The following is a 12,856-nucleotide window of genomic DNA, read 5'->3' as shown; positions in this document are numbered from 1 at the left end:
CTAAGAGGTATTAATTTTATGCTAATAAGGCTACAGAAGCATCACTGTAGGGTTTTCTATATAGTACTTAAAGGCATTTAAAAATTTTGCTCCGAGTGCTCCATCAACTGCTCTGTGGTCAACAGAGAGAGTAACTGTCATTACCTCTGCTATCTCTATTTTTTCACTTATGACAACTGGTTGTTTTTTAGATGCGCCGACAGCCATAATGCAAGACTGTGGTGGATTGATTATAGCACTGAAAGTTTTTATACCAAACATGCCTAAATTAGAAATGGTAAACCCTCCTCCTTGAAATTCTTCAGGCCTTAATTTTCCAGATCGTGCTCTATTTACTAAATCTTTCACTTCTTTTGATATAGATAAAACACTTTTTTCATCAGCATTTTTTACTATAGGAGTAATAAGTCCATCCTCAAGCGCTACAGCAATTGAGATATCTATATTTGAATATTTTACTATCTTAGTATCTATCCACGATGAGTTTATGTCAGGAAATTTTTTCATGCTGAAAGCCACAGCTTTTATAATTAAGTCATTAATTGTTACTTTATTGTTCTCATTTGCTGAATTAACCTCATTTTTGAGCGATATTAGCTTATCAACGTGGCAGTCTACAGTTAAATAAAAGTGTGGAATATTTTGCTTAGATTCAACTAGGCGCTGCGCTATCACTTGGCGCATATTACTTACTTCAACTGTTGTATTTTCCTCAAATCTCTCATAGCTTTTAGTTTGATCTAAAAATTCTAATACATCAGCTTTGATGATACGACCATATGGACCTGTACCTTTTAATCGCTTTATATCAACACCTTCATTTTGAGCTATTTTTTTAGCTAAGGGGCTTACTTTTATTCTATTTTCTGTTGCTCTATCCTCTTTTTTAGATCCCAGTGTCACGCACTGGGATGACATTGAAGAGCTAGATGAAATCGAAGGGTTGGATGATACTGAAAAATCGGCTTCAACCTCCTTCTCAACCTTGGTATTGATGGCAGAAGCTAAATCAAGTGCGCTTTTATCTTCCCCTTCCTCTAACATTAGAGCTATCAGTTGATTTACAGGCACGCCACTTGTTCCTTCCGACACTAAAATTTTTGCCAAAACTCCTTCATCGACAGATTCAAACTCCATTATGGCTTTATCAGTCTCAATTTCAGCGATTACATCACCTATTTCAACTTTATCTTGTTCTTTTTTACACCACTTTACAATTTTCCCTCCAGTTTTACTCATTGTTGGGGAAAGAGCGGGCATCAATATTTCTATAGGCATTTATTCTGCATTAAAAGATCTATTTAATTTTTAATTTACTCTTTACCCTATGTCAATCTAATCGTAAATCATGATACTTATATCATCCTAGTACGTGATGCTGGAATCTTGGTTGACTACTGTTATCCTACTATTTCTATTGCTTAGTCCTAGACAGAGTACAAATAGTAAGATCATCATGAAAATAGACGAATCTGTTATAATGGAAATAGAAAAATGTAGTGCTTACTATCCTCTCACAAACATATAGCTTGGGTACAGAAAAAATTTATATGAGGAGCTGGTTAAATTGATAAAAGATCAGAATTAATAGTAGTTTCCGAATCTTCTGTAGCAGGCTCTTCATGTGAAGCAGAGGACAGACTAACTTCTTTATCCTCTGTTCTCTGTATAGAACTACCACAAAAACTCCTTAACATCTCTTCAGCAGATGAATTTAAAATCTGTATAATAGACTTTTCACTTTGTTCTTTCAGCGATTGATCCATTCTAGAAATCAACTCGGAAAATTCACTACCTTCTTTTCTAGCTTCACTTTCTATCTTATTTTTTATGCTTTCTATATTACTTTGGTTAATTTCTTCTTTCGTTATGTTAAATGAATTAGCAATACCTTGATACTTAATCTCACAATCGCCACAGCCAACTATGCAAAGAGCAATAGAATCGGATATTTCACCTACAGCCGAATTATGGATAGTGTAAGCTAAGCAATTGTCATGATATTTAATGCCAAGCTGTTGCTCTATCAACTCAGAAATTTCATTTTTTAAAGACATAAAGTACCTCCTTCTTACATTACTGTACCTTCTGATTAAAGTACAACAGCTGCTCCTAAATAGCAATCCATATATGGTTTACTTTAATAAATTATTAAAGTAAGAAGCTTTTACATCCTAAAACATAACTTAGATAGGCCAATGTAAAAAAATTTTTAAACGAGAATTATTGTATATATATTACTTATTTGGTAAAATTATTTTGGCAAAATAGCATATAAAAGTTGAGGCTAATTATGAATATTAAAGAACGAAAGGATTTACAACAGGAGTTATTAGGAATTGTTTTCAATATACTCATAGAAAGTGAAGATAGCGCCATAGAAGCTATGGAAACAAGAGCAGTAGAGATAATTAAAAAACTAAAGGAACACATTAATGATGATATAGAGTATGGTGGTCAAAAAAAGCCAATTTTAGATTGGGTTATTGTTTGTGATTCTCAGAATAATGTCAGACTAAATAACAAGTCGCTATTAAAATTTGAGAAGGCAATTAAGGATATTGGAGGAAGAGCAACGCTAAATGAAATAGAAAGTATAATAAGGTTGTTAGTAGAACAAGCACAGCTAAATCATGTTAGAATTAGAGGTGAAAGAGAAGTACCACTAAACTTCTTTGAGGAAAACATAATAATGAGAGAACGAAGAAGGGCAAGAGAACAACAAATGCGGCCAAATTTTGTTAGAGAAAGAGAAGCGTCATTGAATCTCTCTGGAAACAGGAGTGAAAATATAAGAAGACCAGGAGAACAAATGCAGCCAAGTGAAGTATCACTAAATCTCTCCGAAAATAGGGATGAATATACAATAATGAGAGAACGAAGAAGAGCGGGAAGGCGAATGCGGCCAAATTTTGTTAGACGTGAAAGAGAAGTACCACTTAGTTCAAAAATAGGACAATTAATTGGTGTAGTTTCATCCATAATTGTAGGTGCTTTCATTGGTATAATGGTTGGTATGGTCATTGCTGGTTTATGTATTGAGCTTTGTGTAATCACTACTGCAGAACCGATTCTTCTCATCATGGGTGCTACTGCTGTTATAGGAGCTATTGTAGCAGGAACTGCTCCTGTATTAAAGCTAATAGAGATGTTTAAAGGTCAAGAACCTAATCTTTCTCCTAGTAGCGGTCTGGAAAGCTCTAATACTGAACATACTTATTTAAATAGGCAAAGAGTTATTTAGAAAAAAATTGGAAGAATGTTCAAAAAAGTCCATTTATAAAATACATCGGCTTAACTATGATCTTATAACTTAAGCTAATTAATTAAAAATTTTTGTTTTAGCGGTTAAATAAAGCCAGATCTGATTAGAGAGAGGATCTCCTTACCTCTTCCTTACCTTCATTTTCATTTCTAACAATTTTTTTTCCACTTAATATGTCTCTTATTTCATCTCCTGTTAAAGTTTCAAACTCCAGTAGATTTTCAGCAATGAGCTCCAAGTCTTTCCTACGCTTGGTTAAAATGTCTTTTGCTTTTTCATAGCAAGAAAATACGACTTTCTTTACTTCCTCATCTATAAGTCTTAACGTATCTTCAGAAATTGTCTCAGAATCATGTGTGATTTGTTCACGATTATGATAGATCGGACCTATTTTGTCGCTCATTCCCCATTTTGTCACCATAGAACGTGATAAATCTGATGCTAGTTTTATATCTGAAGATGCACCGCTTGTGACTTTATCATAGCCAAAAATTAGCTCTTCTGCCACACGTCCACCCATTGCAACAGTTATATCTGCTAGCATCTTTTCTCTTGTGAGGGACACTCTATCTGTTTCTGGTAGTCTCATAACTAAACCGAGTGCTCTACCACGTGGAATAATTGTTGCTTTGTGTATAGGATCAGAAGCAGGAATATTAACTGCAACTACTGCATGACCAGCTTCATGGTAAGCAGTAAGCTTTTTTTCTTCTTCTGTAATGACTAAGGACCTTCTTTCCATGCCCATCATCACTTTATCACGTGCATACTCAAAATCATCCATGGTAACAATTTTCTTATTTCTTCTTGCAGCAATAAGCGCAGACTCATTCACTAAATTTGCTAGATCAGCCCCTGAAAAACCTGGCGTTCCCCTCGCAACTGTTTTTACGTTTACATCTGGTGCTATCGATATTTTCTTTATATGCGTATTTAATATTCTCTCACGCCCATTTATATCAGGTAAAGAAATAGTAATCTGTCGGTCAAAACGACCAGGTCTAAGTAGTGCTGGATCTAGGACGTCTGGACGGTTAGTTGCAGCAATTATTATCACACCTTCATTAGACTCGAAACCATCCATCTCAACCAGTAACTGGTTTAATGTTTGTTCCCTTTCGTCGTTACCGCCACCAAGACCGATGCCGCGATGCCTACCTACTGCATCTATTTCGTCTATGAAAATTATACAAGGAGCATTTTTCTTACCTTGATCAAACATATCCCGGACACGGCTTGCACCAACACCGACAAACATTTCAACGAAATCAGATCCAGAAATACTAAAAAACGGTACATTAGCTTCACCTGCAATTGCACGAGCAAGTAGAGTTTTACCAGTTCCAGGGGAACCAATTAAAAGGCATCCTTTTGGTATCTTCCCACCTAACACTTGAAATTTTTGCCTTTGTTTAAGAAAATCAACAATTTCAACCAACTCTTCTTTTGCTTCATCAATCCCAGCAACATCATCAAATGTCACTTTTTTTCCAGTAGTCATAAGCCTAGCTTTTGATTTGCCAAAGCTTATAGTTCTATTACCTCCTGCTTGCGTTTGTTTAAAAAGGAAAAGTAATAAACCGATAAAGATAAGCGTCGGAACCCATTGAATAAGTAATCCACCAATTATACCTATTGCAGAGTCTCCAATTGAAAAGGAGAACTTCACTTTCCTATCATGCAAACTTTTTATTAAGTCACTATATATAACACCACTTGAGTTAAAGGCTGACCCATCCCTAAACTTCCCTTCGATGCTTTGGTTTCTTATTGTAATATTTTCTATATCATTATCTTCTAGTCTAGTTAAAAATTCTGAAAAAGGTATGGTTGTTTTACTCTTACCTATACTTCCGCTAAATTGAATATAAGCAACTGAAATAAGAACAATAATCACTAACCAGATCAATAAGCCTTCTAAAAATTTTTTCATTTACATTTCTAATTAAATACTAATCAAGCTTACCAAATTTTGTTTTATCGTGCTATTAATAATGAATCGAATCTTATCATCACCGTATTTTTTCGTTATAATTTACATCAGGATAAGCAACCACCTTTCCATTTTTTCACTGTTGGAAAAGAGTAGTAAACTTTAGAAAAATAATTACAAATTTAAAAAATCTTGCCCCACTCATTGTAATCCTTAATTAAATATCAGTTAACTTTAGCAAATTTTCCTTTATTATACTAGAAATAAAATATTTAATCTCGTCATCACTAGTACTCTTACTATTATGTTTCATACATGGATAAGCAAACATCTTTCCATCTTTTAGCACTACAGGTAAAGAGTAAAAAATTTCAGGGCAGCAGTTGTAATCTTTTAGAAATTCAGGAATTTTTTGCGTTTTTTTTAGCGGAGCAATAGTTACTGAACACTTCTGATTGCTAAGTATTGTACAGCTAAATCTATTGTCCCATTCAATAGGGACATTTAATGTTAGGTGTACAGTAATTTCCTGTATCTTTGATGATTCTCTCATTATCAAGATGCTCCCTCCATATTTTCTTATTTTGCACCCAGAGAGTGTACAGTTAATATCACTATCTTTTTGCGATATTTTGTTAAATATTGCGATAAGGCTACGGTACCTTGGCTTATAGTGCTTGTTGACAATTGCCATTATAGAATAAAGAAGAAGCCTTAAAGCTATTTCCTCTGGCAGTTTATAAAGTTCATCTAGTTTAATTTCAATATAACCAAGATCATGAATATTAACGCAGTCATTAAATGCAAGGCGTGTGTAGTGCATCAACGCTTTTGCAGCTCTTTTCATATGAAGGGCTGTAAGGCATATTCGCTCTGTTAGAACATCTTGATTATCACTTGCTTTAAGCAAGTTACGGTATAAAGTTCGCCTGTATTTCAAGTCATAATTGCTTCTATCTTCGATCCATCTTAACTGGTGAAGCTGAGCATACCTTTCTATTTTACTACGACTGAAATTTAACAATGGCCTAAATACATAAATACCATTGAAGAAAGATTTGTAGTCCATTGATGATAATCCATCTACGCCACTACCTCGCTCTAATCTCAACAAGAACGTTTCTGCTTGATCATTTTCGTGGTGAGCAACAAATAAATATTTAACATTATTGTTTTTACACCATTCTATTAATAACTTGTATCGTGCTTTTCGTGCCTGTAACTGAATATTGCCTTTAATATTTTTTTTCTCCCAATTTAATACGAATGACTCCCTTGCTCCAAGTTCTTTTGCGTAACTTATAGCAAAATGAGCTTCTTTTTGAGATTCTAAACGTAACCCATGATTTACTGTTAATGCTATAGGGGCTAAAAGCTTACTTTTTTTTGCCCAGTTAATCATTAAGTGCAATAAAACTACGCTATCTATACCACCTGATACTGCAACCGCAACTTGATTATCATGAAAAGCAAAGTTATTAACTATATTTTGAAATGACAGCTCCAATTGCATTATGTCTCGGTTAGGTAGTTTATATCTCTCTACATTATACCGCCCACAGGACTTCAATACAAGTTCAACTAACAATCAGTGGAAGCAACGGATTTGCACGTTGTATCATCCCAGTGCTAAACACTGGGATCCAGGTTTTAACGCAAGAAACTATTTCTTTATTCCAGAAAATGAAAATTCTACTCTACGATTTTTAGCATGGTCTTTTTCGTACTTAGAATTTTTAGAATCATCTTTTACATTAACCAAAGGCTCAGTTTCACCTTTAGAAGCAGTTTTTATTCTATTTTCTAAATAAGGTGTACAGCTGACCATAAATTTTTTAGCTGCATCTGCTCTTCTAGCTCCTAGTGCAAGATTATACTCGTGAGAACCACGATTGTCAGTGTGACCAGTTAAAGTGACCTTTGCGTCAGGATTATTTTGTAACACTTCCATCACGTCAAGTAATGCATCTGCACTCACTTCACTGATACTAGATTCATCATAACCGAAGAAAACTCTTTTATCACCTATCTGTTTAACAACAGCATTCATTTTATTTGTCGTATTTACTCCTTTTTTAGGGCAAGAACTTACACCAGTAAGCAGCAAACAAAAACAACACATTATAATCAGTCTACTCCACATCACTAAACCTCCATAAATTTAAAATATAGTGCGTAATTTTAATTTTAGTACTAATGATCACTCTATACTATAATGTAGTCAAGAAAAATAAAATACTAAATATTTCACTTACAATACAATCTGACAATTAATTTTCTGATAAGATGCTCGATTTTTGTCGAAAAGTTCAATGAAGGAGTAAAAATACAATTTTTTATTGTACTTTAAGCAAATATACTTTTAACTTTATTATTAATCTATTACGATATTATGCAGATGTTTCAAAGCAATGAATAAAAATGAGATCTTATAAGTTTTTAGAGGAAGTATTACATAAGGTAAGGAATATCGAAAACATACTAAAACTACTAAGCAAAAGCCAACTGGATATAGAGGATAAGATCGAGCAAATGTGTCTTCTAGAGGAAATCAGACATGAAATTATCTCTCATGATGCAATAAAGGAATCATTAGCGAATGCTCTTAGGAATAAAAAGAGTGCAAATATTCAGCAGCTAAAGTTAATAGAGGGGATATACAAAAGCAGCAGTGCTATTCCTGTTGATTTAGTAAAATCTTTGTCCAAAGCTAAGATTGAATGCCAAAACTTATGGAGACTAACTAATTCTGAAATTAGTAACTTAGAAAAGCTGAAAGAATGCTTTACTAACCTAATTAAGCTTACTCGTGAAGCAGCTTCTATAAAATCGCAGCAATTAAAGTGCTCAAACTATGAGTCATTGCTTGCTGACTATGACTCTAGTATCACAGAAAAGAACATAAAGGAAATATTTCCTAAGCTAGGTAAATTTTTTAGTGAAAATGTAGAGAAAGTAACTCAAAAGCAGAAGAAGGATAAGGTTACTAATATACAAAAAGTTACGGTTCAGAGACAGATTGAACTTGGTTCCTTATTCTTACAGCAAATGAGTGTTACACCAAATGAGATTTCCATTTCTTATTACGATTCTATCGATTATGATGAATCTGACCTTTGTTATGGTTTATTTTTACTTTTACGGCATACTGGTTATGCAATTCATCAAAAATGTTTAGCGCAAAATTCTATAAAGAGCTTAATTACAAAACATATTATGTATGAAACTCAAGGGTTATTCATGGAAAGGATCATTGGAACATCCAGAGAATTTATTGAGTTCATTCAACCACACATAAAGGAGAAACTTTCTACAAAAGGCAAAATTAATAGTAGTGTTGAAAATTTGTATTTGATTTTCAATAAAGTAAATCTTTCATCTTTTTTGAAGAATGCGGATGAATTTAGTTTATTGGCTCACATTATGCTAAGAACTAAATTAGAACAAGATCTAATAAATGGTACGTTAGAAGTTAAAGATCTACACGATAAATGGTTGGAAGGTATGAAGCATTACAAGATTTCAGTAAAAGCTAAAAATGAGCTAGACACTTATTTTCAAGATGAGTATTGGATAAGTGGTGTTATAGGCTACTTTCCTATTAAAGTCATAGCGTTAATCGCTGCTGTGCAGTTTTTTTCTTTCATTAAGAAAAATCATTACGAATTTTTAGATTCTATAGTAAAAGGAGATTTCAGTTTACTTATCGATTGGTTCTCTAAAAATGTATATAGTGCAAATTATGGCTTTTTGGAACAGCTAAAAAAGGTAACAGGTAGGGATTTAGATATTGAGTGCTACACTAGTTACTTATCTGAAAAGTATAATTTGTCTCAATAAATGGTTTTCTTGAGTTGTGTATGAGTTTTGTTCAGAATTTAATCAGAAATTTTTTTACTTTCAAAGGTTTATTTGCTAGCGATATTGCTATAGATCTTGGTACTGCAAATACTTTAGTTTATCAGAAAAGTCAGGGGATAGTGCTTGATGAACCCTCAGTTGTAGCAAGAGTAAAAGAAAAAGGAAGTTACGTTCCTTATGCTTTTGGCAAAAAAGCTAAGATGATGCTCGGAAAAACACCTGGAGAAATAGAAGCGATAAGGCCCTTGAAAGACGGAGTTATTGCTGATTTTAAAAGCGCGGAAGAAATGTTAAAATATTTCATACGCAGCGCAAACACAAGATTCACTGTTAATAAGCCTAATATTATCATATGTGTTCCATCTGGATCTACCCCAGTTGAAAGGCGTGCTATACAAGATGCAGCAGAAAGTGCTGGTGCAAATGAAGTATTCTTAATTGAAGAACCAATGGCTGCAGCAATTGGGGCTGGACTTCCAGTTACCGAACCTGAAGGTTCTATGATTGTTGACATAGGAGGTGGTACAACTGAAGTTGCAATTATTTCTTTAGGTGGAATTGTTTATTCACGTTCTGCCAGAGTAGGTGGCGATATTATGGATGAGGCAATAAAGTCATACATTCGTGAAAATCATAAGTTATTGATTGGCGAAACAACTGCTGAAAAAATTAAGAAAAACGTCGGTTCAGCCAGTCTGCCAGTTGAAAACAACAAAGAGGGAATGATAATTAAAGGCAGGGATTTAGTGAGTGGTATGCCAAAAGAAATGCTTTTATCAGAATATCAAGTTGCAGAGAGCCTAATAGAGCCTGTACATCAGATAATTTCTGCTATTAGAACTGCACTGGAGAGTACTCCACCTGAACTTTCTTCTGATATAGTTGATAGAGGAATAATTTTATCTGGTGGAGGTGGGTTATTGCGCAACTTGAGTAAAGTTATTAGTGAAACAACAAAATTACCAGTTCGTGTTGCAGATGATCCACTTTGTTGTGTTGCCCTGGGTAGTGGAAAAGTACTTGAAAACATGGACTATTTTGGCCATGTTTTATTCAAGCAAGATTAAATTGTTTTTGAAGGCAGTTTATCGAATTGTTTTGATGGAATTATGTAATATAAATGAGATCCCAGTGTCACGCACCAAGTAATTTAAAAGCAACTTCCAGCAGGAAGGGGTGTCATCCCAGCGCTTGACACTGGAACTTGACTACAAATAAGTACGCTGTTTCGATGAAATTGTGTAATAGAAACTGGATTCCAGTGCTTGACACCAGGTTTGTGTTTATAAATTATATGCTAAAAGAATTTGAAATTGAACCTTTATTAAAAGATAAAGCTCCGCATCAAACTAAGGCTATTGTTGCAATGTCCGGGGGAGTTGATAGCTCCGTTGCTGCAGCACTGCTGTATAACCTTGGGTACGAAGTGATAGGTGTGACTCTTCAGCTATATGGCACTGATGGCAATGCTAATGCAAGAAAAGGTGCATGCTGCGCTGGACAAGATATTTATGACGCCAAACGCGTAGCTGAAAGTGTTGGCTTTCCTCATTATATTTTAAATTACGAAGAAACATTTAAAAAGGAAGTAATAGAAGATTTTGCGAATACTTACATGCGTGGGGAAACCCCCATACCATGTGTAAGATGTAACCAAACAGTAAAATTCCGTGATCTATTGCAAGTCACAAAAAATCTTGGTGCGGATGTGCTCATAACAGGACATTACGTAAGAAGATTAGAAGAAAATGGTGAGGTAAAGTTGTGCAGAAGTATTGATAAAAGTAAAGATCAAAGTTATTTTTTGTTTGCTACAACTGAGGAGCAGTTAAAGCTTTTGCGATTTCCACTAGGTGGGTTCTATAAAAGTGATATAAGAAAATTAGCAAAGTATTTTGGCTTACAAATTTCTGAAAAGCCAGACAGCCAAGATATATGCTTTGTTTCCGAAAGCTATAGTAAAACAATAGCTAAGTTAGCTCCACAGTCTGTACAGAAAGGTAAAATAGTAGATATTCATGGAAAAGTGCTAGGTGAGCACAGCGGCATAGTAAATTTTACAGTGGGGCAGAGAAGAGGCCTCTGCATTGCACACAGTGAGCCTCTTTATGTAGTAAGAATTAATACAGAAAATAATGAAGTTGTAGTAGGCCCGATCAATGCTCTAATGCAAAAAAAGATATTGGTCAAAGAGTTAAATTGGTTAGAACAACCAAAAGAAGGCATGGAAGTAACTGTGAAGCTCAGGTCATCACATGCAGGAAGCTCAGCGACAATATATTCAACTGACGAAAAGAACAAAGCCTGTGTAATTTTAAACGACGATTACTTTGGCATCAGTCCAGGTCAAGCCTGTGTAGCATATAAGGGCGAACAAGTTATCGGTGGAGGGTGGATATGCTCCTAACTTGGTGGTTTGATTTTTTAATGCAGAATGTAAACATACAATAAAATTTATTGCTGTTTTATCCTATATTCTTTATACTATTAAAGATAATTATTATATTGTGGACTAGAGGGATGGTTAAAGAAGTTGAAGAATTAATAAAAATTGTTGGTAAAGGCAATTTATTAGAGGCCTTGTTTATTTTTTTAGGCAATTTTCAACATGCTAACTTAACTGGTAAAATAGACCATAGAAACCATATTGGTTTGTCTTCATTCGTTAGAAAAAAAGAGGAATCATTAGATAAATATTTTAACTTACAATTTAGTCTACAAGGGTTGTTCTTAATTTATACTCAAGCTTATAAAATTTTAAGCGGAAGTAATAATCTGAGCACTCAAGATATCATAGATGAAATATATAAAGTTATTAAGGAGTCTGAGTTAGGTAAAGACATACACGAAATAGTAGATGGAAGAAAATTAGATTTACTTAACGTTTTGGCAAATCCAAAGAGAGAATCAATATTTAAAACAGCAGAAGATTTTGAAAATAAGGTGCTTATTGATGTTAGAAGGTTGTTAAGTGAAGAAAATGCATTAAACAAATATGATAGAGAATTTACCTTAAATAAATGCATTATTGACTTCTATTATTCTATTCATCAAGACATAAAAGTAGACAGTGGTGTAGTATTGTTATTTTCTATACTTGGCGACTATCATAAACTTTCTGAATATCACAAAGAGTCTATAAAAAAGGAAAATTTACCAATAATAGATAACATGGTTGTTCTCAGATATATAGCGAATTTAGCTGAATTACTGCAAAGTATTAATTTGAAAGATCAAAATAGAGCCATTAAATATACGCTGGATTGTAAAAAGATAGGCACTCTAAACAGAACATTCAATATATCGGCGTCTGCAGGTTATAATAATCAAGGTTTTTTATTCTTGAAAAGAGTTGGACCAATTTTGAAACAGCTGTTAAAGGAGCAAAATAGCAATAAGTTTGAAGAGAGGATAATAAACAATACACATTATTCAGCACCGCAAGAAGAGAATGAATGTAGGCCAAATTTCATTATCAGCAAGAAAAATCATAAAAATACGTTCTGTAAACTAGCTTTAGGTATGTTTATATTATCTGCTGGGTTATATGTTGCTGATTATTTTCTTATGGAACAAAGGTTATTCAACTCAATAACAAATATTTTGCCACAAAACAATCTCATCAATTTAATAGTTGCTGCAGTACTTACTATCGTAATAGTATATGCTTTATTTCAACTACTAAAATCACCTCAAGAACCGCCACATTCAGCAGTCAATGGTGCAATTATTAATGATCTTACAAATGGTCCTACACAGTCCAGGCGTTCATGAATCTCTACTTATAAATGATAAAT

The 12,856-nt window shown here is 33.9% G+C and carries 10 protein-coding genes; 5 read left to right on the top strand and 5 right to left on the bottom strand.

Translation table 11 applies throughout. From position 1 onward, the window contains the following. Positions 1-30 precede the first annotated feature (30 nt). A complete protein-coding gene (locus AAGD65_RS00650) occupies positions 31-1,278 on the bottom strand; it encodes a pyruvate dehydrogenase complex dihydrolipoamide acetyltransferase (RefSeq protein ID WP_019236772.1) in 1,248 nt (415 codons plus the stop codon). Between the two features lie 284 nt (positions 1,279-1,562). After that, positions 1,563-2,057 (bottom strand): hypothetical protein, encoded by a 495-nt coding sequence (locus AAGD65_RS00645; protein ID WP_264682903.1) that lies wholly within the window; start codon positions 2,055-2,057, stop codon positions 1,563-1,565. 236 nt (positions 2,058-2,293) lie between these two features. Between AAGD65_RS00645 and AAGD65_RS00640 the strand changes: the two genes are divergently transcribed. Beyond that, on the top strand, positions 2,294-3,244 hold the full coding sequence (locus tag AAGD65_RS00640) for a hypothetical protein (RefSeq protein WP_341810939.1): 951 nt from the start codon (positions 2,294-2,296) through the stop codon (positions 3,242-3,244). Between the two features lie 124 nt (positions 3,245-3,368). On the opposite strand, the gene ftsH is transcribed toward AAGD65_RS00640, so the two are convergent. The 3 genes from ftsH to AAGD65_RS00620 all read right to left on the bottom strand — a co-directional run bounded on the left by ftsH (position 3,369) and on the right by AAGD65_RS00620 (position 7,341). Beyond that, positions 3,369-5,198, bottom strand: coding sequence for an ATP-dependent zinc metalloprotease FtsH (ftsH, locus tag AAGD65_RS00635; RefSeq protein ID WP_264682900.1), 1,830 nt, complete (start codon positions 5,196-5,198; stop codon positions 3,369-3,371). A 217-nt stretch (positions 5,199-5,415) separates the two neighbouring features. Further along, the gene (tilS, locus tag AAGD65_RS00625; RefSeq protein ID WP_264682899.1) at positions 5,416-6,711 is read right to left on the bottom strand and encodes a tRNA lysidine(34) synthetase TilS; all 1,296 of its coding nucleotides are present in this window, start codon (positions 6,709-6,711) and stop codon (positions 5,416-5,418) included. A 150-nt stretch (positions 6,712-6,861) separates the two neighbouring features. Further along, positions 6,862-7,341, bottom strand: coding sequence for an OmpA family protein (locus AAGD65_RS00620; RefSeq protein WP_264683452.1), 480 nt, complete (start codon positions 7,339-7,341; stop codon positions 6,862-6,864). Positions 7,342-7,619: 278 nt separating this feature from the next. Here AAGD65_RS00620 and AAGD65_RS00615 point away from each other — a divergent pair, with 278 nt between their 5' ends. The 4 genes from AAGD65_RS00615 to AAGD65_RS00600 all read left to right on the top strand — a co-directional run bounded on the left by AAGD65_RS00615 (position 7,620) and on the right by AAGD65_RS00600 (position 12,833). Beyond that, positions 7,620-9,038: a carboxypeptidase gene (locus tag AAGD65_RS00615; RefSeq protein ID WP_264682898.1), complete on the top strand. Its 1,419-nt coding sequence runs from the start codon at positions 7,620-7,622 to the stop codon at positions 9,036-9,038. A 20-nt stretch (positions 9,039-9,058) separates the two neighbouring features. After that, the gene (locus AAGD65_RS00610) at positions 9,059-10,126 is read left to right on the top strand and encodes a rod shape-determining protein (protein WP_064085834.1); all 1,068 of its coding nucleotides are present in this window, start codon (positions 9,059-9,061) and stop codon (positions 10,124-10,126) included. A gap of 227 nt (positions 10,127-10,353) precedes the next feature. Beyond that, positions 10,354-11,466: a tRNA 2-thiouridine(34) synthase MnmA gene (gene mnmA, locus AAGD65_RS00605; protein ID WP_264683451.1), complete on the top strand. Its 1,113-nt coding sequence runs from the start codon at positions 10,354-10,356 to the stop codon at positions 11,464-11,466. Positions 11,467-11,579: 113 nt separating this feature from the next. Then, positions 11,580-12,833 carry a hypothetical protein gene (locus tag AAGD65_RS00600; protein WP_264682897.1) on the top strand — a complete coding sequence of 418 codons (1,254 nt, stop codon included), beginning with the start codon at positions 11,580-11,582 and terminating at the stop codon, positions 12,831-12,833. Positions 12,834-12,856: the final 23 nt, after the last annotated feature.

The organism is Wolbachia endosymbiont (group B) of Chesias legatella, from assembly GCF_964026945.1.
In the GTDB taxonomy this organism is placed as follows: Bacteria; Pseudomonadota; Alphaproteobacteria; order Rickettsiales; family Anaplasmataceae; genus Wolbachia.
Note: the sequence above shows the minus strand (reverse complement) of the source record. Positions and strands in the feature narration are given on the sequence as shown.

What these genes read in the sequence shown, in the direction of transcription:
- mnmA (WP_264683451.1), top strand. Translation starts at nt 10,354, where the DNA reads ATGCTAAAAGAATTTGAAATTGAACCTTTATTAAAAGATAAAGCTCCG.
- AAGD65_RS00615 (WP_264682898.1), top strand. Translation starts at nt 7,620, where the DNA reads ATGAGATCTTATAAGTTTTTAGAGGAAGTATTACATAAGGTAAGGAAT.
- AAGD65_RS00645 (WP_264682903.1), bottom strand. Translation starts at nt 2,057, where the DNA reads ATGTCTTTAAAAAATGAAATTTCTGAGTTGATAGAGCAACAGCTTGGC.
- tilS (WP_264682899.1), bottom strand. Translation starts at nt 6,711, where the DNA reads ATGCAATTGGAGCTGTCATTTCAAAATATAGTTAATAACTTTGCTTTT.
- AAGD65_RS00620 (WP_264683452.1), bottom strand. Translation starts at nt 7,341, where the DNA reads ATGTGGAGTAGACTGATTATAATGTGTTGTTTTTGTTTGCTGCTTACT.
- AAGD65_RS00640 (WP_341810939.1), top strand. Translation starts at nt 2,294, where the DNA reads ATGAATATTAAAGAACGAAAGGATTTACAACAGGAGTTATTAGGAATT.
- AAGD65_RS00600 (WP_264682897.1), top strand. Translation starts at nt 11,580, where the DNA reads ATGGTTAAAGAAGTTGAAGAATTAATAAAAATTGTTGGTAAAGGCAAT.
- AAGD65_RS00610 (WP_064085834.1), top strand. Translation starts at nt 9,059, where the DNA reads ATGAGTTTTGTTCAGAATTTAATCAGAAATTTTTTTACTTTCAAAGGT.
- ftsH (WP_264682900.1), bottom strand. Translation starts at nt 5,198, where the DNA reads ATGAAAAAATTTTTAGAAGGCTTATTGATCTGGTTAGTGATTATTGTT.
- AAGD65_RS00650 (WP_019236772.1), bottom strand. Translation starts at nt 1,278, where the DNA reads ATGCCTATAGAAATATTGATGCCCGCTCTTTCCCCAACAATGAGTAAA.